The organism is Embleya sp. NPDC059237, assembly GCF_042754105.1.
Classification (GTDB): domain Bacteria; phylum Actinomycetota; class Actinomycetes; order Streptomycetales; family Streptomycetaceae; genus Embleya.
The window spans coordinates 448,496-468,140 of the sequence record NZ_JBHZAE010000007.1; the positions used below are offsets into that span (position 1 = coordinate 448,496).

Here is a 19,645-nt window from a genome sequence, read left to right on the forward strand (position 1 = left end):
GTCCGGCTCAGTGACCGAGGAACCGGCCGAACGCGTGCGCCAGGCGCGACTCGCGCCCGGTGCGCCGCTCCTCGACGTCGGCGCCCGCCATCACCCGCAGGCCCACGTTGGTGCCGATCCAGCGCAGCGGCTCCGGCTCCCACCGGGGCGAGCGGTGGCGGACCCAGGGCAGCCGGGTCAGGTCGGTGTACTCGTCGCGGATCAGGTCGGCCAGGGTGCGGCCGGCGAGGTTGGCGGTGCCCACGCCGTCGCCGACGTAGCCGCCGGCCCAGGCCAGTTTGCGGGCGCGGTCCAGGCCGCAGCTCGCGTACCAGTCGCGGGCCACGCCCAGCGGGCCGCCCCAGGTGTGGGTGATCCGCGCGTCGGCGACGGCCGGGAACAACTCGGTGATCACCCGGCGCAGTTCGGCGAAGACCTTTTCGTCGCGGTCGAACTCGGGCCGCACCTTGGAGCCGAAGTGGTACGGGGCGCCGCGTCCGCCGAAGGCCAGGCGGTCGTCGGCGGTGCGCTGGCCGTAGATGATCAGGTGCCGCATGTCGCTGAAGCTCTCCCGGCGGGCCAGGCCCACCTCGTCCCAGAAGGCCTTCGGCAGCGGCTCGGTGGCGATCATCAGCGAGTAGACCGGCGCGAGGTCGCGGTGGAAGCCGGCCAGTTCGGGGGTGTAGCCCTCGGTGGCGCGGACCACCACGTCGGCGCGGACCCGGCCGTGCGGGGTGACGGCGACGCCGTCCTCGATCGAGAGCACGGGGGTCCGCTCGTGGATGCGCACGCCGAGGCCGGCCACCGTCACGGCCAGGCCGCGGGCCAGCTTGGCGGGGTGGAGCACCGCGCAGTGCGGGGTGTAGGTGCCGCCGAGCACGTCGGTGGCGCCGACCATCGCGCGTGCCTCGGCGGCGTCGAGCAGCCGGGCGTCGGAGGTGTCGAAGCCCCACGCGTGTTCCCCGGCGACCGCCTCGCGCGCGCGGGCCAGCTGTACCGGGGTGCGGGCGAGCACGACCGTGCCGCCCTTGTCGAAGTCGCAGTCGATGCCCTCGGCGGCGACCACCCGGCCGACCTCGTCGACGGTCGCGTTCATCGCCCGCTGCTGGGCGATCGCGCGTTCCCGGGTGCTGTCGCGGGCCACCTTGGCGATGGACGCGGGGAACAGCGCCGAGCACCAGCCGCCGTTGCGGCCGGACGCGCCGAAGCCGGCGACCTCGCGCTCCAGCACCACGATCCGCAGCGAGGGGTCGGCCCGGGCCAGGTAGTACGCCGTCCACAGGCCGGTGTAGCCGGCGCCGACGATCGCCACGTCGACGTCCAGGTCGCCCGCGAGCGCGGGGCGCGCGGTGACGTCCTCGCCGAGGGTGTCGAACCACAGGGACACGTCGCGGTAGTCGCCCGTCATCGGGTCCACGTCCTCAGGTAGTCCGGCGCGGGGAGGTCGAAGCGCAGGTCGGGGGCGGGCACGGGGGTGCCGAAGTGCTCGGTGATCGGGACCGTGCCGGCCCAGATCGGCGCGTCGAGGTCGGCCTCGTCGTCGTCGGGCGGTCCGGCCGAGATCTTTACCGATGTCTCGTCCAGGGACAGCGCGAGGACGAGCGTCGCGGCCAGTTCCTTGGTCGAGTGCGGGCGCAGGTCGCCGCGGCGGCCGGGGAGCAGCCGGTCGGTGAGCAGGTCCAGGGCGGTGACCTTCTCAACGTCCGGGAGCACCGTGCACGAGCCGAGCACCATCGCGCTGCGGTAGTTCATCGACGACTCGAAGGCGGATCGGGCCAGCACCAGGCCGTCGAGCAGGGTCACGGTCAGGCAGGTCGGCGCGCCGGCGGCCAGGCCGCGGAAGAGTCGGCTGCCGGTCGAGCCGTGGATCAACACCCGCTCGCCGTCCCGGGCGTAGGCGACGGGCAGGACGAACGGCTGACCGTCCTCGCCGGTGATGGCGAGGTGGCCGACCAGGCCGGCGTCGAGCACGGCGTGCAGCGCGGCCCGGTCCCGGGCGGCGTGATCGGGCAGGCGGCGTATGCGAGTTCGGGGGGTGGAGCCGGGAACGGGGTGACTCATCGGGCCTCTTCGGGGATGTCGGTGGTGCCGATGGTGCCGGTGGTTCGAGGTGTTTCGGGGGATTCGGCGCCGGATATGAGTCTGCCGCCGTCGCGCACGGGTGTGTGCGCGACGGCGGCAGCCTCACTGAGGGTTCGTCGAAATGCCGGTGCCCACCGTCGAGTCGGGCGTCGAGTCGACGGCGTGTGTTACAGCTTGGTCCAGGCCTCGGTCAGCACTCCGCGCAGGATCTGCTCGATCTCGTCGAACACACCCTGGTCCGCGACCAGCGGCGGGGAGAGCTGGATGACCGGGTCGCCGCGGTCGTCGGCGCGGCAGTACAGGCCGTTGTCGTAGAGCGCGGTGGACAGGAAGCCGCGGAGCAGGCGCTCGGCCTCGTCCTCGTTGAACGTCTCCTTGGTGCCCTTGTCCTTGACCATCTCGATGCCGTAGAAGTACCCGTTGCCGCGCACGTCGCCGACGATCGGCAGGTCCTGGAGCTTTTGCAGGGTGGCCAGGAACTTGGCTTCGTTGTCCAGCACGTGCTGGTTCAGGCCCTCGCGCTCGAAGATGTCGAGGTTGGCCAGCGCCACGGCGGAGGACACCGGGTGCCCGCCGAAGGTGTAGCCGTGCATGAAGACGTTGTCGCTGCCGTTGTAGAACGGCTCGGCGATGCGGTCCGAGACGATCATCGCGCCGATCGGGGAGTAGCCCGAGGTCATGCCCTTGGCGCAGGTGATGATGTCCGGCACGTAGTCGAACTTGTCGCACGCGAACATGGTGCCGAGCCGACCGAACGCGCAGATGACCTCGTCCGAGACGAGCAGCACGTCGTACTGGTCGCAGATCTCGCGCACACGCTGGAAGTAGCCGGGTGGCGGCGGGAAGCAGCCACCGGCGTTTTGCACCGGCTCCAGGAAGACCGCGGCGACGGTGTCGGGGCCCTCGTTGAGGATCGCCACCTCGATCTGGTCGGCGGCCCAGCGGCCGAACGCCTCGGGGGAGTTGTCGGCGAGGAACTCCGGCTTGCGGTACTGGTTGGTGTTGGGCACCCGGAAGGTGCTCGGCACCAGCGGCTCGTACGGCGCCTTGTAGTCCGGCAGGCCGGTGATCGACAGCGCGCCCTGCGGGGTGCCGTGGTAGGCGATCGCCCGCGAGATGACCTTGTGCTTGGTCGGCTTGCCGGTCAGCTTGAAGTAGTGCTTGGCCAGCTTCCACGCGGACTCGACGGCCTCGCCGCCACCGGTGGTGAAGAAGACCTTGTTCAGGTCGCCCGGGGCGTAGTTCGCCAGACGCTCGGCCAGCTCGATGGCCTTGGGGTGGGCGTAGCTCCACACCGGGAAGAAGGCCAGCTGCTCGGCCTGCTTGCGGGCGACCTCGGCCAGCTCGGTGCGGCCGTGTCCGGCCTGTACCACGAACAGGCCGGCGAGGCCGTCGATGTACTTGCGACCGTTGGTGTCCCAGATGTAGCTGCCTTCACCGCGCACGATGGTCGGCACGGGAGCGTTCTCGTACGACGACATGCGGGTGAAGTGCATCCACAGGTGGTCGTAGGCGCTCTTGGAGAGGGCCGCGTTGTCGTACTGCTGTGTCATCGAGTACCCCACTGGTAGGTCTGCTTCCGGAGCTTCAGGTAGACGAAGCTCTCGGTGCTCCGTACGCCCGGAATCGCTCGGATCCTCTTGTTGATGATGTCGAGCAGGTGGTCGTCGTTCTCGCATACGAGTTCCACGATGAGGTCGAACGAACCCGCCGTGATGACGACGTAGTCCACTTCCTTCATCGTGGCCAGTATGTCCGCAACGGGTTCGATGTCGCCTTCGACCCGAACCCCGACCATGGCCTGGCGATGGAAGCCGACGGTCAGCGGATCGGTCACCGCGACGATCTGCATCACGCCCTGGTCGAGCAGGCGCTGTACGCGCTGGCGCACGGCGGCCTCCGAGAGACCGACGGCCTTGCCGATTGCGGCGTACGAGCGGCGTCCGTCCTCCTGGAGCTGCTCGATGATCGCCTTCGACACGGCGTCGGCCGGCGCGCTCGGGTTTCTGTCTCGACCGGCCATGTGGTCACTCTGCCTCATCAGATGGGCCTTTCGCAAGGGAATCCGTTGACATTGCTCAGTCAGACAACTGATTCAGTTGTTGGTGCGTGATGGGGATGCGGATACCGACAGCAATCCGGTTAGGCTGGGATCGCGGCCCAGGTCGGGAATCGACCCCCTCGCCGTCCTGCCGGCGCCGCCCCGTTTTCGAAGGAGACTTGGGACATGAGCGACCTGCGTACTCTGCGCAACTACATCGACGGCACGTTCACCGACGCCGCGGACGGCGGCACGCTCGACATCGTCGATCCCGCCACCGGCGAGGTCTACGCGACGTCCCCGCTCTCTCGCGAGCGGGACGTCGACGCGGCGATGCGCGCGGCGGCCACGGCGTTCGAGAGCTGGAGCGAGACCACGCCCGCGGAGCGCCAGCTCGCTCTGCTCAAGATCGCCGACGCGGTCGAGAAGCGCGCCGACGAGTTGATCGACGCCGAGTGTCGCAACACCGGCAAGCCCCGGGCGCTGACCGCGTCCGAGGAGATCCCGCCGATGGTGGACCAGATCCGCTTCTTCGCGGGTGCCGCGCGCATGCTGGAGGGCAAGTCGGCCGGCGAGTACATGGCGGGGCACACCTCCATGGTGCGGCGGGAGCCGGTCGGTGTCTGCGCCCAGGTGGCGCCGTGGAACTACCCGATGATGATGGCGGTGTGGAAGTTCGCGCCGGCCCTCGCCGCGGGCAACACCGTGGTGCTCAAGCCGTCCGACACCACTCCGGCGTCCACCGTGCTGCTCGCCGAGATCATCGGCGAGATCCTGCCGGCCGGCGTGTTCAACGTGATCTGCGGCGACCGCGACACCGGTCGGCTGATGGTCGAGCACAAGACCCCGGCGATGGCCTCGATCACCGGTTCGGTACGGGCCGGCATGTCGGTCGCGGAGAGCGCGTCCAAGGACCTCAAGCGGGTGCACCTCGAACTCGGCGGCAAGGCGCCGGTCGTGGTCTTCGAGGACGCCGACATCGCCGCCGCGGCCGAGGGCATCGCGGGGGCCGGTTTCTTCAACGCGGGCCAGGACTGCACCGCCGCCACCCGGGTGCTCGTGCACTCCTCGATCCGCGAGGAGTTCGTCGCCGCGCTGGCCGCCGCCGCGAAGGCCACCTCCACCGGCCCGCAGGACGACGCCGACTACGGCCCGGTCAACAACGTCAACCAGCTCGCCCAGGTCTCCGGCTTCATCGACCGCCTGCCCGGACACGCCAAGGTCGAGGCCGGCGGGCACCGGGTCGGCGACAAGGGCTTCTTCTACGCGCCGACCGTGGTCTCCGGACTGAAGCAGGACGACGAGATCATCCAGAACGAGGTCTTCGGCCCGGTGATCACCGTCCAGGCGTTCGAGGACGAGGCCGAGGCGTTGGCCAACGCCAACGGCGTGCAGTACGCGCTCGCCTCCTCGGTGTGGACCAAGGACCACGGCCGGGCGATGCGGATGGCCAAGCGGCTCGACTTCGGCTGCGTGTGGATCAACACGCACATCCCGCTGGTCGCCGAGATGCCGCACGGCGGCTTCAAGCACTCCGGCTACGGCAAGGACCTCTCCGGCTACGGCTTCGAGGACTACACCCGGATCAAGCACGTGATGACCAACTACGACGCCTGATCCGCCCCGCCGCGTGAGCGGCACCCCGGCGCCACCCGCACGCACCCTGTCAACTCCGCTTCGCGAGGGTTGACAGGGTGCGTGTTGCCGTCCGGGGCGGGACCCGGCCACGATGCGGTGGGCCGTCCGTACGCCCGGCGCGTCCCCGCGCCCAGGGAGCAGGCCCCGTTCCGTACCGCCAAGGAGTCGCCGATGATCCGCGCCCGCACGCGCGCCCAGTCCCCGCCGCGGATCGCCGGACACCGGGTGGACCGGCGGATGTTCCTGCGCGGCACCGGCGCGGCCGCGGCTGTGGGCGCGCTGGCCGCGTGCGGTGTGCCCTCGGCGTATGTCGAGGAGTCCAAGCGCGGCGGAACGGACCGGTCGGAGCGCGAGAAGGTGGTCCGCTTCTCCAACTGGGCGCTGTACATCGACGTCGACGACGAGGACGAACAGCGCCACCCCACGCTCGACGCGTTCACCGACAGGACCGGGATCAAGGTCCGGTACTCGGAGGAGATCAACGACAACGACGAGTTCTTCGGCAAGATCCACCCGGCCATCCAGGCGGGCAAGGAGCCGGGGCGCGACGCCATCGTCATCTCCGACTGGATGTGCACCCGCTTCGTCCGGCTCGGCTGGGTGCAGAAGCTGAACAAGGCCAACCTGCCGCGCGTGGGCGCCAACCTCGCCGAATCGTTGCGCAGCCCCGGCTACGACCCGGGGCGCGAATACACCGTGCCGTGGCAGAGCGGGATGACCGGCATCGCGTACAACAAGAAACTGGTGGACCGCGAGATCCGGTCGGTGAACGACCTGTGGCGGCCCGAACTCAAGGGCCGGGTCACCGTGTTCGCCGGCTTCATGGAGGCGGTCGCGCTGCTGATGCTCGGCGAGGGCTCGGACATCCGTACCTTCACCGACGCGGACGTGGACAAGGTGATGGAGCGGATGCAGAAGCTGGTGGACAAGGACCACATCCGCAGCTTCACCGGCAACGACTACACCTCGGGCCTGGCCAGTGGCGACATCCTGGCCTGCCAGGCGTATTCCGGCGACGTGGGTCAGCTCAAGCTGGACAACCCCGACATCGAGTTCGTGGTGCCCGAGGAGGGTGCCGAGCTGTGGTCGGAGAACCTGATGGTGCCGAACAAGGCCGCGCACAAGACCAACGCCGAGAAGCTGATGGACTTCTACTACGACCCCGAGATCGCCGCGGAGCTGGCGCACTACGTGGCGTACGTGTGTCCGGTGCCGGCCGCGCAGCAGGTGCTGGCCGAGTCGCCGGACCAGGAGATGCGCGCGTCGGCGACCAACCCGCTGATCTTCCCGGACGCGGAGATGACCGCGAAGCTGCACGGGATGCGGGAGACCACCGAGGACGAGGAACGGCGCTGGGAGAAGGCGTGGGGGAAGATCATCGGCCTGTGAGCCGGCGGCCGGGGCCGCGCGGGCGGTCGGTGCCTGTCGGGCGGTCCGCGGGCCTCGGTTCGCGGTGCCGCGCTCAGCGCTCCGCCATGGCCGGGTCGGCGGTCCGGGCCCTGCGGTAGGCGCGCAGACCGAGCAGCGGGAACACCAGCACCGAGACCATGCCGGCGCCGACCATCGCGGCCGCGGTGCCCGCCCGCAACTCGCCCTCCTCCACGCCGATCCCGGTGATCACCACGATCAGCGGCAGGCCGGCCGAGGCGAACAGGGCCAGGCCCAGGCGTACCGCGACCGGGGAACCGCGCTCCACCAGGTAGGTCGGCACGCCGCGGACCAGCAGGAACAGCGCGAGGAACAGCGGGAGCAGGGCCACCGTCCCCAGGTCCGCGAACAGCGCCCGGCCGTCGAAGCGCACGCCGCTGATCACGAAGAACACCGGGATGAACATCCCGAATCCGATCGCGTCCAGCTTGGCCGCCACCGTCTCGCGGATCTCCGCCGGCATGTCGGACAGCAGCAGCCGGATGATCAGGCCGGCCGCGAACGCGCCGAGCAGCGCGTCGAGGCCGAGTTCGTCCGCCGCCCAGACCAGCGCGGCCAGGACCAACACGGCCAGTCGGATGGCGAGTTGGCCGCTGGAGTGCAGGGTGGCCCGGACCACCCGGTCCAGCGCCGAGGGCAGCGGCCGGCGCGCGAACGCCAGCACCACCAGCGTCACCGCGGCGAAGCAGGCCAGCGCGACCGCCGAGGCGTCCGCGTTGCGCCCGCTCAGCAGCAGCGAGACGGCGACGATCGGACCGAACTCGCCGAGGGTGCCGATCGCCATCACCTGCGCGCCGAACCGGGTGGGCAGCGCCCCCGCGTCGCGCAGGATCGGCAACAGCGTGCCGAGCGCGGTGGTGGTCAGGGCCAGGCCGACCACCAGGCGCGACATGGTCGAACCGGACCACACCAGGAGCAGCCCGACCACCAGGCCGAGCACCAGGGACACCACCCAGCCCAGCGTGGCCAGGCGCAACGGCCGCCCGTTGAGCCGGGACGGGTCGATCTCGAAGCCGGCCAGGAACATCAGGAAGGCCAGCCCGAAGTTGGCGGTGAAGGAGAGCACGGTCGTTTCGTGTACCCAGTCCAGGACGGACGGTCCGGCCAGTACGCCGAGCAGGAGTTCGAGCACGACGGTGGGTACCGGGATCCGTCGCCCGAGCAGATCGGCCGCCGGCGGCGCGACGAAGGCCAGGGCCAGGACGATCAGGAACGGCGCGCTGTCGTGGGGCACCGGCGGAGCATAAGGCGCATTCGCCGGCGATTCGGGCAGACGCGCGGGCGGGGGTCGCACGTGCGGGCGGGAGCCGCCCGGACGGGGGCACGGCGTCGGGGCACTAGGGTCGATTTCCATGACTAGCAGCTCCTCAGAGGCCACCGCCGTGCCCGCCGTCGCAACGCCCGCCGACCCCGCCGACGATCCCGGTGAGCCCTCGGGTTGGGACGTCGTGGTGATCGGCGCGGGCCCCGCCGGCGCGTCGGCGGCGCTGGCCGCGGCGCGCGCCGGACGCCGCGTGCTGGTCCTCGACCGGGCCGAACTCCCGCGCTACAAGACGTGTGGCGGCGGCATCATCGGCCCGTCCAAGAACGCCCTCCCGCCGGGCTTCGAGCCGCCGGTGGAAGACCTGGTGCGCGAGGTCGAGTTCACCCTGCGCGGACGCCGCCGCCGGGTCCGCTCGGCCCGGACCACGCTGATCGGACTGGTCGACCGGGCCCGCTTCGACGAGGCGCTGACCCGGGCGGCGGTGGCCGCGGGCGCGGTGCTGCGCGAGGGCACGGCGGTCTCCCGGATCGTCGAGCACGACGGCCTGGTGGAGTTGACCCTCGCGGGCGGCGAGACGGTGCGCGCGAACGCGGTGGTCGGCGCGGACGGCAGCGCGGGGCGCAGCTCGGCCTACGTCGGGGTCACCTTCGAGCAGGTCGATCTGGGCCTGGAGGCGGAGATCCCGGTGCCGCCGGAGGTCGCCGCGCACTGGCGGGGGCGGATCCTGCTCGACTGGGGCCCGCTGCCGGGCTCGTACGGGTGGGTGTTCCCCAAGGGCGACACGTTGACCGTCGGGGTGATCTGCGCGCGCGGCGAGGGTGAGGCCACCCGTGCCTACCTGCGCGACTTCATCGGCCGGCTGGGTCTGGCCGGGTTCCGGCCGGCGGTGGAGTCGGGCCATCTGACCCGGTGCCGCAAGGAGAGCGCGCCGCTGTCGCGCGGCCGAGTGCTGGTCGCCGGGGACGCGGCCGGGCTGCTCGAACCGTGGACGCGCGAGGGCATCTCGTACGCGCTGCGCTCGGGCCGGTTGGCGGGGGAGCGGGCCGCGCAGGTGGCCGGGGTCGACACCGTCGCCGAGGTGGACAAGATCGGCGCGGACTACCACGCCGACGTGGACGCGGTGCTCGGGCGCGAGATGCGCGCCGGGCGCATCCTGCTCGACGTCTTCGAGCGGCACCCGGCGATGTTGCACCACGCGGTGACCACGCTGCCGCAGGGCTGGCGGGTGTTCCGCAAGGTGGTCCAGGGGCGCACCACGTTCGCCGACCTGCTCGAACGGCCCGCCGCCCGGCGGGTGTTGGCGCTGACCGGCCACTGATCGAAGGTCCGCCGGTCGTCGATCGGCGGGGTGGGACCGGGCGCGGCCCCGGGTCCGCGGTGCGCGGGCCCGGGGCCGTGTTCGTGGGGTGTGCCGCCGGCCCGGGTGCTGCGGTGCCGGAGTGCTGCGGTGTCGCCGTGGGCCGGGTCGGGCTTCGGGTCAGTCCTGCTCCGGCTCCTCGTCCTCGGCGGAGTGGATCCGGCGCAGCCGCGCGCCCTGGAACAGCGCGTTGCCGACGAGCAGCAGGCCGACCGCGCCGCCCGCGAGCGACAGGGTGTCGTCGTCGGGTCCGGTCTTGGGCAGGGTGCTCGGCGGCGTTTGGTCGGCGCCACCGGTGGAGGTGCCGCCCGTGGCTCCGCCGGTGCTTCCACCACCCGTGCTGCCGGCGCCGGTGCTCCCGCCACCGGTGGATCCGCCGCCGCTCGTGCCGCCACCGGATGTCCCGCTGCCCGACGTGCCTCCGCCGGAGGTCCCGCCCGGGAAGCTCGGCAGGGGTGTGTCGACGGTGTAGCCGATGAACGACGGGTCGTTGTTGTCGGCCCGGCCGACCAGGGTCAGCGGTCCGGCCCGACCCAGGATCACCGAGGTGTCCGTGGCGCCCTCGGGTACCACCAGGGCGCAGAACGTGGAGATGTCGGTCTCCGGCGCGAGCGGGAGCCGTACCTCCGCGCGGGCCGCGCGCGGCGACCCGGCCACGGCGGGCGGGTATTCCACCGACGCCGTCCAGCGCTTGGTCTCGTGCGGCCGGAGCGAGCCCGGTGAGCACTTGAACGTGGTCACCCACGCCGGGCCCGGATCCCGCAGCGCGGGTGCGGCGGAGCAGCCGCCCACCGAGGTGATTCGCAACTGCCCCGTGCTGTAGGCGTACACGTCCCGGGCGGGCTGGGCCTTGTCGGTGTCGTTGGTGACGGTGAACCAGATCGTGCCCCGACCCCGGGCATCGAAGGTGATCTGGAGGGCGGTCGCCACCTCGAACCGCGTGGCCGGTGGTGGCGTGGTCGACGGCCGGGTGGACGACGACGTGGTGCTGGGCCGCCCGGTGGTCGGTGGTGTCGTGGTCGGCGGCCCGGTGCTGCTCGGCGGCCGGGTGGTGGGCGGCTCGGTGGTCGGCCGGTGGGTGCCCGGTGGCGACGTCGTGGCCGGCTTCGTGCTCACCGGCGGCTTGGTGGTGACCGGCGGCCTGGTGCTCTCGCCGGTCGGGGGTCGGGTATGCGTGTGCCCCTCGCCGCCGCCTCGCGGTACCGACCCGCTCGCGTCGGTATCCGCGACGGCCAGGCCCGCGTTCAGAATCATTCCTATTCCGATCGGAACAGAAATGATCAGTGCGGCTCGCTTGACATTTTCTGATCGAAGTTTTCTCCGTAGGAACATGCGGTATCCCCCTCCCGCTATGCGTGACGATTCGTTCTACCATGTCCGTCCTAAGCTTTAGGACGGCTTTTGGGGGATAACCCTGGTAAAGCTGAAATAGTCTGATCTTGAAAAGCGGCGAACCTGGGGGAAAGCCGATGTCGGGCGCGCCTGGTGACGGTGGGACGGGCTTCGTGGTCGGAGCCCGCTACGAGCTGGTGAGCGTGCTCGGCAGCGGCGGAATGGGCACCGTGTGGCGGGCCCGCGACCGCCTGCTCGACCGACCCGTGGCGGCGAAGGTGATCAGCACGGGCTGGGGGCGCAACGCGTCGCAGTCCTTCCGCGAGCGAAGTCTGCGCGAGGCCCAGGCGACCGCCCGGATCAACCACCCCAACGTGGTGCGGGTCTACGACTACGTCGAGGACGACGACCGGTTGTGGATCGTCATGGAACTGCTCGACGCCCGCTCGCTGGATACGATCCTCGCCGAGGACGGGCCGCTCACCCCGCACGCCGCCGCGGCGATGGCGGTACAGATCGCCCGCGCGCTCGGCGTCGTACACGCACACGGGGTGATCCACCGCGACGTCAAGCCGGGCAACGTCCTGATCGAGCGGGACGGGCACGCGGTGCTCACCGACTTCGGCATCGCCGCCCTGGAGGGCGTGAGCGGACTGACCGGGACCGGCGCGATCCTGGGCTCGCCCGAGTTCATGGCGCCGGAGCGGATCGAGAGCGAACACCCGGGACCGGCCTCGGACCTGTGGTCGCTGGGCGTCACGCTGTGCGCGGCGGTCACCGGCGCCTCGCCGTTCCGACGGGCCACCCCGGTGGCCACGATGCACGCGATCGTGATCGCCGAGCCCGAGGTGCCGGAGGAGATCGGGCCGCTGGAGCCACTGGTCCGCGACCTGTTCCGGCGCGATCCGACGCTGCGCCCGAACAGCGCCGAGGTGGAGGCGCGGCTGAGCGCGGTGGTCGCCGCCGAGGGCCGCCGGCGCGCGGGCGATCCGACCCGGCCGATCCGGCCCACCCTGCTCGGGTGGACGTCGGCGCCCGGGGCGGTGGAGGCGGGGGAGCCGGCCGTGACCGTCCCGCACCCGACCGACTCGTCCGCGACGGACCCGCACCGGACGGACCCGCACGGAGGCGACCCCGACACGACCGACCCGGACGTGACGCTGGTGCCCTCCTCGCACCGGCAACCGCCGCTGCGCGACCTGCTGCCCACCGCGCGGCCCGCCCCCGACGACGCCGGATCGTTCGACCCGCTGCCCCGGGTGCCCGCCGCGCCGCTGCCCGGACGCCGACCCGGCGGTTTGCCGGGGGGCGGGGATCCGCCGACCTTCCCGCTGCCCTCCCGCGGCCGGCGGCCAGGCCGTTCGCGTCGTCGGTTGTTGGCGGTCCTGCTCCCGATCGTCACCTTCCTCGTCGCGGGCGCGATCGTGGCAGCGGTGCTGCTCGCCCGCGCCGGCGGCCGGGGCGGCGACGCGGGCGGGGCGTCGTCCCGGCCGAACCCGCCGACGGTCACCGGGTCCGGCTCGCGACCGGCCGCCGATCCGCTCGCCGGCCTGGCCGCGTATCCCACCGCGCCGCCGGGAGGCGCGCCGATCCCGGTGCGCCGGGTCGACGAGAGCACCTTCGCCTGGCAGGTCCCGCAGGGCTGGACCCGCAAGGAGCAGAACCAGAGCGTGATCTACACCGACCCGGCCGGCCCGACCGTGTTGACCGGGCGGACCGCCTTCCAGCAGACCAGCGACCTGCTGGAACAGTGGCGCGACGACGAACAGAACGCGGCCCGGGTATTTCGCGACTATCGGAAAGTGACCTTCGAGTCGCGTGCCATTCACGGCCGGAAAGGCGTGGTCTGGGAATACACCTGGACCGAGTCCGGTATTGCCCGGCACGCGATGTTGGCGTCGGTGATCATCGACGGGATCTACGTCGAGGTCGACGTGTTCGGCACCGAGCAGCTGTGGCCGCGCGACTCGATCCTGCACGCGCTCGCGATGAACGACTTCACCCTCGCCGGCACCCGGCCGGCCGCCTGAGCCGCGGTCAGCGCCGGAGCGCCTCCAGACCGAGCAGCGCCACGTGCAACGACAGGCAACTCTCCACCTGGTCCAGGTCCACGCCGAGCACCCGCTCGATCCGGTGCAGGCGCTCGTAGAAGGACGGCCGGGACAGGTGCGCGGCATCCGCTGCGGCGGACTTGTTGCGCCCGTGCTCCAGATAGATCCGGAGCATCGGGACCAACTGGGTGCCCTGCTGCGCGTCGTAGGCCAGCAGCGGCCCGAGTTCCCGCTCGACGTAGGTCTGCAGCCGCGCGTCGTCGCGCAGTAGGTGCAGCAGACCGCGAAGCCGCACGTCGGGCAGCCGGTAGAACGCGGCCTTGCCGCCTTGGTGCAGCGCGGCGTCGGCGACCTGGGTCGCCTCCAGGAGCGAGCGCCGCGCGTCGCGCGCCGCGCCCACCGAGGAGCCCACCGCGACCACGATGTCGTCCGCGAGGTCCGGCGCGAGCCGGCGGATCGCGGCGGAGAAGCCCTCCAGCGCGCCGTCCTCGGTGTCCTGCGAGGCGAGCGCGACGAGCAGCCCGACGTTGTCGTCGTCGAGCCCGCCGACCAGCGCGGCCAACCGGCGCTCGCGCACCGCGGCGGCGGCGATCTCGGTGAAGTCGCGCAGCCGCGCCTGGGATTCCAGCGCGGCGGGGGTGCTGTTGCGCCGCAGTCGCAGCACCACCCCGACCAGACGCCGGCCCTCCAGCGGGATGCCCAGGGCACGGGCGCGCAGGGTCACCTCGGCCACCGTGTACGAGTGGGTCAGGATCCCGGACAGCAGCGTGCGGTGGGTCTGCCGCTCCAGGCTCTCCCGGTCGCGCACCACCAGCCGGTTCAGCGCCAGCGTGGAGGCGGCCCGCTCCAGGAGCATGGTCTGCTGCGCCGGCGGCGGGGCGCCGTCGCCCACCAGTACCAGCCGGCCCCAGTCGTGCCCCCGGGCGCCCACCGTGGTCACCAGCCACCCGGTGCGCTCGTCGAAGGCGGTGCGGCTGGACAGCCGCAGCTGCCGGGAGCGGTCCTCCCAGTTCTCCAGCAGCGTCTCGGCCGCCATCCCCGCCGCGTCGTAGGCGAGCACCTGGTGCGCCAGGTTCTCCAGGATCACCGGCCGCCCGGCCATCCGGGACGCCTGGCGGACCACCTCGGCGGGCTCGGCGCCCTCCACGGCCAGCTCGTTGAACGCCTGGTGTACCGCCTCGGACGCCTGCAACTCGGCCAACTGGGCGTCGATGATCAGCGCGTGCACGGCCTCGGTGATGCCGATGAACCGGGTCTCGTTGCGCAGCGTGATCACCGGCAGGCCGGCCTGTTCGGCCGCGGCGACCAGTGCGCGCGGCAGTTGTTCGGTGTAGCGCCGGCCCAGTTCGAGCACGAGCCCGGCGGCGTCCACCTCGGCCAGATCGCGGATGTAGCGCTGCAACCCCTCACGCTCCTCCGGGAGCGCGATGCCGGTGGCCATCACCAACTCGCCCCCCTTGAGCAGGCGCGTCACGTCGGGCAATTCGCTGATGTGCACCCAGCGCACCGGACGGGCCAGGCCACGCTCGCCCGCCACCACCTGCGGGCGGCCACGCCGGACGATATCGAGGGCCAGTACGTCGGAAACGGTGGGGAACATTCGACAACCTCCGCGTGCTGACTACGACCCGACCGCGGGGCGGTCGGTTCCCGAGGGGAAGGCGAGGGGAACCCGAGGGATCCTGAGAGAAGGAGACCCGCGAGCAAACCGTGAGCAAGCTGTAAACGGCTCGGCAGGCGGTGCTTCCATGGTGACAGGTCGTCGGGGGCTTCGACCTCTCGCCCCGGGGTTCGTCCCGAGGATTCACGACCTGTAAAGGCCATGGCCCCCTACCTGTCGATGTGCCTGTTGCGGCACCCCGTGTCGAAACGGCATCGTCCTACGCTGACGCGGCTCACGCGCATAACCACCACCCGCGACGCCCCGTCGGCTCATCGAAATTCCCTTGGAGGGCTCCCATGCCTATGCAGGACTTCGGCAACGGTCATCAGTACGTCGGGGGACAACTGCGGCAGGGCTCGTCCGGGGAGACGTTCGACGTCGTGAACCCCGCCACCGGCGACACGGTCGAGACGCTGACCCTCGCGGACCCCTCGGACGTGGACGCGGCCGTCGCCGCCGCCAAGGGCGCCTTCCCGCAGTGGTCGGGCGCCACCCCGGGAGAGCGGGCCGGCGCGCTGAACACGTTGGCCGCGCTGCTCGAGGAGCGGGCCGAGGACTTCGCCCGGGTGGAGAGCGCGCAGGCGGGCAAGCCGATCCGGCTGACCACCGAGTTCGACGTACCGGGCACGATCGACAACACCGCGTTCTTCGCGGGCGCCGCGCGCAACCTGGAGGGCAAGGCGGCCGGGGAGTACGCGGCCGGCTCCACCTCCATGGTGCGCCGCGAGGCGATCGGCGTGGTCGGCTCGATCGCGCCGTGGAACTACCCGCTGCAGATGGCCGCCTGGAAGATCCTCCCGGCGATCGCCGCGGGCAACACCATCGTGCTCAAGCCGGCCGAGATCACCCCGCTCACCTCGCTGATGTTCGCCCGGGCATGCACCGACGCGGGCATCCCCGACGGCGTGGTCAACGTGGTCACCGGCAAGGGACGGACCGTCGGCGAATACCTGATGGGCCACGCCGACGTGTCGATGGTCTCCTTCACCGGCTCCACCGGGGTGGGCAAGCGGGTCGGCGAGGTGGCCCTGCGCACGGTCAAGCGGCTGCACCTCGAACTGGGCGGCAAGGCCCCGTTCGTGGTCTTCGACGACGCCGACCTCGACGCCGCGATCAACGGCGCGGTCGCCGCGTCCCTGATCAACTCCGGCCAGGACTGCACCGCCGCCACCCGCGCCTACGTCCAGCGCCCACTCTTCGACGCGTTCGTCGCCGGGGTCGCGGAGCTGTACGAGGGGGTGCGCCTGGGCGACACGACGGACCCCGCGACCGACCTCGGCCCGCTCGTCTCGCGCCGCCAGCAGGAGTCGGTGGCCGGCTTCGTCGAGCGGGCCCGCGGCTACGGCGCCACCATCGTCACCGGCGGCGAGATCCCCGGCGGCGACCTGGCCAAGGGCGCCTTCTACCGGCCGACGCTGGTCACCGGGGTCGCCCAGGACAGCGAGATCGTGCAGGACGAGATCTTCGGCCCGGTCCTGGTGGTGCTGCCGTTCGACAGCGACGACGAGGGCATCCGGCTCGCCAACGACACCCCGTACGGCCTGGCCGCGTCCGCGTGGACCCGCGACATCTTCCGCTCGCTGCGCGCCACCCGGGAGATCCAGGCCGGCTGCGTGTGGGTCAACGACCACATCCCGATCATCAGCGACATGCCGCACGGCGGCTACAAGGCCTCCGGCTTCGGCAAGGACATGTCGCAGTACTCCTTCGACGAGTACACCCAGGTCAAGCACGTCATGTACGACGGCACGGGCATCGCCCGCAAGGACTGGCACCGGACCATCTTCGGAGCTCGGTAGACACCCCCCACCTTCCGGATCGGCGGCCGAGAGCGAGAGCTCCCGGCCGTCTCGTGTGGCCGGCGGACGGGCCTTCACCCGTCCCGGGCGGCGAGAGGAAACATGACTGAGCAGCAGCGGGCCGGCGCCTCCGGCGATGTCTCCTTGGCGGGTCTGAGCAAGCACTACGGTGACTTCACGGCCGTCCGCCCCATGGACCTGACCATCCCCGCGGGATCGTTCTTCGCCCTCCTCGGCGCCTCGGGCTGCGGCAAGACCACGACGTTGCGGATGATCGCCGGACTGGAGCAGCCCTCGACGGGCACCGTCCACATCGGCGATCGCGACGTCACGGCGCTGCCGCCGTACAAGCGTCCCGTCAACACGGTGTTCCAGAACTACGCGCTGTTCCCGCACCTGAGCGTGGCCGACAACGTCGGCTTCGGGCTGCGCCGTCGCGGCGTCAAGGACACCGCGGGGCAGGTGAAGGACATGCTCGACCTGGTCGAGCTCGGGCACCTGGCCAAGCGCAAGCCGACCCAACTCTCCGGCGGCCAGCAGCAGCGGGTCGCGGTGGCCCGGGCGCTGATCAACACGCCGCAGGTGTTGCTCCTGGACGAGCCGCTGGGCGCGCTGGACCTCAAGCTGCGCCGGCAGATGCAGCTCGAACTCAAGCGCATCCAGACCGACGTGGGCATCACTTTCGTGCACGTCACGCACGACCAGGAAGAGGCCATGACGATGGCCGACACCATCGCCGTGATGAACGGCGGCCGCATCGAACAGCTCGGCTCACCCGTCGAGTTGTACGAGTCGCCGCGCACCACCTTCGTGGCCAACTTCCTCGGGCAGTCCAACCTCGTCGAGGCCAAGGTGACCGGGCGCGCCGACGGTGATCTGCTGCTCGACGCGCAGGGCAACCGCCTCGTGCTGCCCGCCGCGCGCTCCGCCGCCGACGGCGACCGGCTGGTGATGGGCATCCGCCCGGAGAAGATCACCATCGTGCACGCGGCCGACGCGAAGGTCGCGGACGGCCGCAACCGGCTCGACGGCGGGGTGATCGTGGACGCCGCGTTCATCGGCGTCTCCACCCAGTACGTGGTGCGGATGCCGTGGGGCCAGGAATTCACCGTCTTCGAGCAGAACATGGAGCGCGACCGGCGCCTGATACCCGGCGCCGGCGTGCTGCTGCACTGGAACCCGGAGCACGGCTTCGGGCTCGAATCGGGCGACCTCACCGCGGGCATCGCCGAGGCGAGCGAGGACGCCGCGTGAGCGCGCTCGGCACCCTCGGCACGGGCACGACGGGAGGTGCGGACACCACCGACAAGGCGGGCAACGAGCCGGCGCGGCGCGGCAGATGGGTGCCGTACGCACTGCTCGCCCCCGGCCTGTTGTGGCTCGTGGTGTTCTTCGCCATTCCGATGGTGGTCCAGGGCTCCACCTCGCTCCAGACCGGCAACCTGACCAAGGGCTACGACCTCACCTGGCACTGGGCCGGCTACTGGGACGCGATCGAGCAGTACTACCCGCAGTTCCTGCGCTCGTTCGGCTACGCCGCCGCGGCGACCGTGATGTGCCTGGTGATCGGCTACCCGCTCGCCTACGCGATCGCGTTCAAGGCGGGCCGGTGGCGCGGCATGTGGCTGGTGCTGGTGATCGCGCCGTTCTTCACCAGTTTCCTGGTGCGCACCCTGGCCTGGAAGACGATCCTCGCGGACAACGGGATCGTCGTGGACGTGCTCAACACGCTGCGCTTCACCGACGTCACGGCGTTCCTCGGACTCACCCAGGACGACCGGGTGTTGGCCACGCCGCTCGCGGTGATCTGCGGGTTGACCTACAACTTCCTGCCGTTCATGGTGCTGCCGCTGTACGCCTGCCTGGAGCGGATCGACCCGAGGCTGCACGAGGCGGCCGGCGACCTGTACGCCTCGCCGCGCACCACGTTCGCCAAGGTCACCTTCCCGCTGTCGCTGCCGGGCGTGGTCTCCGGCACGCTGCTCACCTTCATCCCGGCCTCCGGCGACTACGTCAACGCGCAGTGGCTCGGCTCGCCGGATACCGGCATGGCGGGCAACGTGATCCAGACCCAGTTCCTGCGGGTCCTGGACTACCCGACCGCCGCCGCCCTGTCGTTCATCCTGATGTTGCTGATCGTGCTGATGGTGACCGCGTACATCCGCAAGGCGGGGACGGAGGACCTGGTCTGATGGCCGTCGTCAACTGGTTGCGTCGCAACGTCATCGTTCTGGTCGGCCTGCTCGCGCTGGGCTACATGACGCTGCCCAACATCGTCGTGCTGATGTTCTCGTTCAACGACCCGAACGGGCGCTTCAACTACACCTGGAACGGCTTCACCACCGACGCGTGGGAAAAGCCGTGCGGGGTCGCGGGCATCTGCGACTCGGTCGAGGTCAGCATGAAGATCGCGGTGTTGTCCACGCTGATCGCCACCGCCCTCGGTACCGCGATCGCCTTCGCGCTCGGCCGCTACCGGTTCCGGGCCCGGGGCGCGATCAACACGCTGCTGTTCCTGCCGATGTCGATGCCCGAGGTGGTGATGGGCGCCTCGCTCGGCACGCTGTTCCTGAACATGCGGATCAACACCGGCTTCGTGACCATCCTGATCGCGCACATCATGTTCTGCCTGAGCTTCGTGGTGGTCGCGGTCAAGGCCCGGGTGCTCGGCATGGATCCCAAGCTCGAAGAGGCCGCGCAGGACCTGTACGCGTCACCCACCCAGGTGTTCCTGCGGGTGACCCTGCCGCTCGCGGCACCCGGCATCGGAGCCGGCGCGATGCTCGCTTTCGCGCTCAGCTTCGACGACTTCGTGATCACCAACTTCACGTCGGGCAACACGGTCACGTTCCCGATGTTCGTGTACGGCGCGGCCCAGCGCGGCACCCCGCCGCAGATCAACGTGATCGGCTCGGCGATGTTCGTGATCGCCGTACTGATCGTGATGATCGGGCAGATCCGCGCGTCGCGGCGGGCCAGGCAACGCGCCTAGCCACGCCTGTTGGATGATG

15 protein-coding genes are annotated in these 19,645 nt (G+C 71.1%); 8 read left to right on the top strand and 7 right to left on the bottom strand.

The annotated features are described in order from the left end of the window. Nucleotides 1-7: 7 nt before the first annotated feature. From ACFXKZ_RS24260 to ACFXKZ_RS24275, 4 genes are all read right to left on the bottom strand, one after another. Nucleotides 8-1,387, bottom strand: coding sequence for an NAD(P)/FAD-dependent oxidoreductase (locus ACFXKZ_RS24260; RefSeq protein WP_380003048.1), 1,380 nt, complete (start codon nt 1,385-1,387; stop codon nt 8-10). Then, nucleotides 1,384-2,040 (bottom strand): pyridoxamine 5'-phosphate oxidase family protein, encoded by a 657-nt coding sequence (locus ACFXKZ_RS24265; RefSeq protein WP_380003049.1) that lies wholly within the window; start codon nt 2,038-2,040, stop codon nt 1,384-1,386. The genes ACFXKZ_RS24260 and ACFXKZ_RS24265 overlap by 4 nt, the downstream gene beginning before the upstream one ends. A 188-nt stretch (nt 2,041-2,228) precedes the next feature. After that, a complete protein-coding gene (locus ACFXKZ_RS24270) occupies nt 2,229-3,614 on the bottom strand; it encodes an aspartate aminotransferase family protein (protein WP_380003050.1) in 1,386 nt (461 codons plus the stop codon). Next, the gene (locus ACFXKZ_RS24275) at nt 3,611-4,084 is read right to left on the bottom strand and encodes an Lrp/AsnC family transcriptional regulator (RefSeq protein ID WP_101897326.1); all 474 of its coding nucleotides are present in this window, start codon (nt 4,082-4,084) and stop codon (nt 3,611-3,613) included. The genes ACFXKZ_RS24270 and ACFXKZ_RS24275 overlap by 4 nt, the downstream gene beginning before the upstream one ends. Nucleotides 4,085-4,288: 204 nt before the next feature. Between ACFXKZ_RS24275 and ACFXKZ_RS24280 the strand changes: the two genes are divergently transcribed. Further along, nucleotides 4,289-5,719 (top strand): gamma-aminobutyraldehyde dehydrogenase, encoded by a 1,431-nt coding sequence (locus tag ACFXKZ_RS24280; protein WP_380003051.1) that lies wholly within the window; start codon nt 4,289-4,291, stop codon nt 5,717-5,719. A gap of 192 nt (nt 5,720-5,911) precedes the next feature. Then, nucleotides 5,912-7,129 carry a spermidine/putrescine ABC transporter substrate-binding protein gene (locus tag ACFXKZ_RS24285; RefSeq protein WP_380003052.1) on the top strand — a complete coding sequence of 406 codons (1,218 nt, stop codon included), beginning with the start codon at nt 5,912-5,914 and terminating at the stop codon, nt 7,127-7,129. Between the two features lie 73 nt (nt 7,130-7,202). On the opposite strand, the gene ACFXKZ_RS24290 is transcribed toward ACFXKZ_RS24285, so the two are convergent. After that, nucleotides 7,203-8,402, bottom strand: coding sequence for a cation:proton antiporter (locus ACFXKZ_RS24290; protein WP_380003053.1), 1,200 nt, complete (start codon nt 8,400-8,402; stop codon nt 7,203-7,205). Between the two features lie 118 nt (nt 8,403-8,520). Between ACFXKZ_RS24290 and ACFXKZ_RS24295 the strand changes: the two genes are divergently transcribed. Continuing rightward, on the top strand, nt 8,521-9,750 hold the full coding sequence (locus ACFXKZ_RS24295; RefSeq protein ID WP_380003054.1) for a geranylgeranyl reductase family protein: 1,230 nt from the start codon (nt 8,521-8,523) through the stop codon (nt 9,748-9,750). A 159-nt stretch (nt 9,751-9,909) separates the two neighbouring features. On the opposite strand, the gene ACFXKZ_RS24300 is transcribed toward ACFXKZ_RS24295, so the two are convergent. Beyond that, on the bottom strand, nt 9,910-11,043 hold the full coding sequence (locus tag ACFXKZ_RS24300; RefSeq protein ID WP_380003055.1) for a hypothetical protein: 1,134 nt from the start codon (nt 11,041-11,043) through the stop codon (nt 9,910-9,912). 215 nt (nt 11,044-11,258) lie between these two features. Here ACFXKZ_RS24300 and ACFXKZ_RS24305 point away from each other — a divergent pair, with 215 nt between their 5' ends. Continuing rightward, nucleotides 11,259-13,151: a protein kinase gene (locus ACFXKZ_RS24305; protein ID WP_380003056.1), complete on the top strand. Its 1,893-nt coding sequence runs from the start codon at nt 11,259-11,261 to the stop codon at nt 13,149-13,151. A 7-nt stretch (nt 13,152-13,158) separates the two neighbouring features. Here ACFXKZ_RS24305 and ACFXKZ_RS24310 read toward each other — a convergent pair whose 3' ends face one another. After that, the gene (locus tag ACFXKZ_RS24310; protein WP_380003058.1) at nt 13,159-14,772 is read right to left on the bottom strand and encodes a PucR family transcriptional regulator; all 1,614 of its coding nucleotides are present in this window, start codon (nt 14,770-14,772) and stop codon (nt 13,159-13,161) included. Nucleotides 14,773-15,137: 365 nt separating this feature from the next. Here ACFXKZ_RS24310 and ACFXKZ_RS24315 point away from each other — a divergent pair, with 365 nt between their 5' ends. The 4 genes from ACFXKZ_RS24315 to ACFXKZ_RS24330 all read left to right on the top strand — a co-directional run bounded on the left by ACFXKZ_RS24315 (nt 15,138) and on the right by ACFXKZ_RS24330 (nt 19,626). Continuing rightward, nucleotides 15,138-16,634, top strand: a complete 1,497-nt coding sequence (locus ACFXKZ_RS24315; RefSeq protein ID WP_380003162.1) for a gamma-aminobutyraldehyde dehydrogenase — start codon at nt 15,138-15,140, stop codon at nt 16,632-16,634. Between the two features lie 102 nt (nt 16,635-16,736). Next, a complete protein-coding gene (locus ACFXKZ_RS24320) occupies nt 16,737-17,888 on the top strand; it encodes an ABC transporter ATP-binding protein (protein ID WP_380003059.1) in 1,152 nt (383 codons plus the stop codon). Beyond that, a complete protein-coding gene (locus ACFXKZ_RS24325; protein ID WP_380003060.1) occupies nt 17,885-18,826 on the top strand; it encodes an ABC transporter permease in 942 nt (313 codons plus the stop codon). The genes ACFXKZ_RS24320 and ACFXKZ_RS24325 overlap by 4 nt, the downstream gene beginning before the upstream one ends. Next, complete coding sequence (locus tag ACFXKZ_RS24330; protein ID WP_078977419.1) at nt 18,826-19,626, top strand: ABC transporter permease; 801 nt, start codon at nt 18,826-18,828, stop codon at nt 19,624-19,626. Before ACFXKZ_RS24325 ends, ACFXKZ_RS24330 begins: the two co-directional genes overlap by 1 nt. Nucleotides 19,627-19,645: the final 19 nt, after the last annotated feature.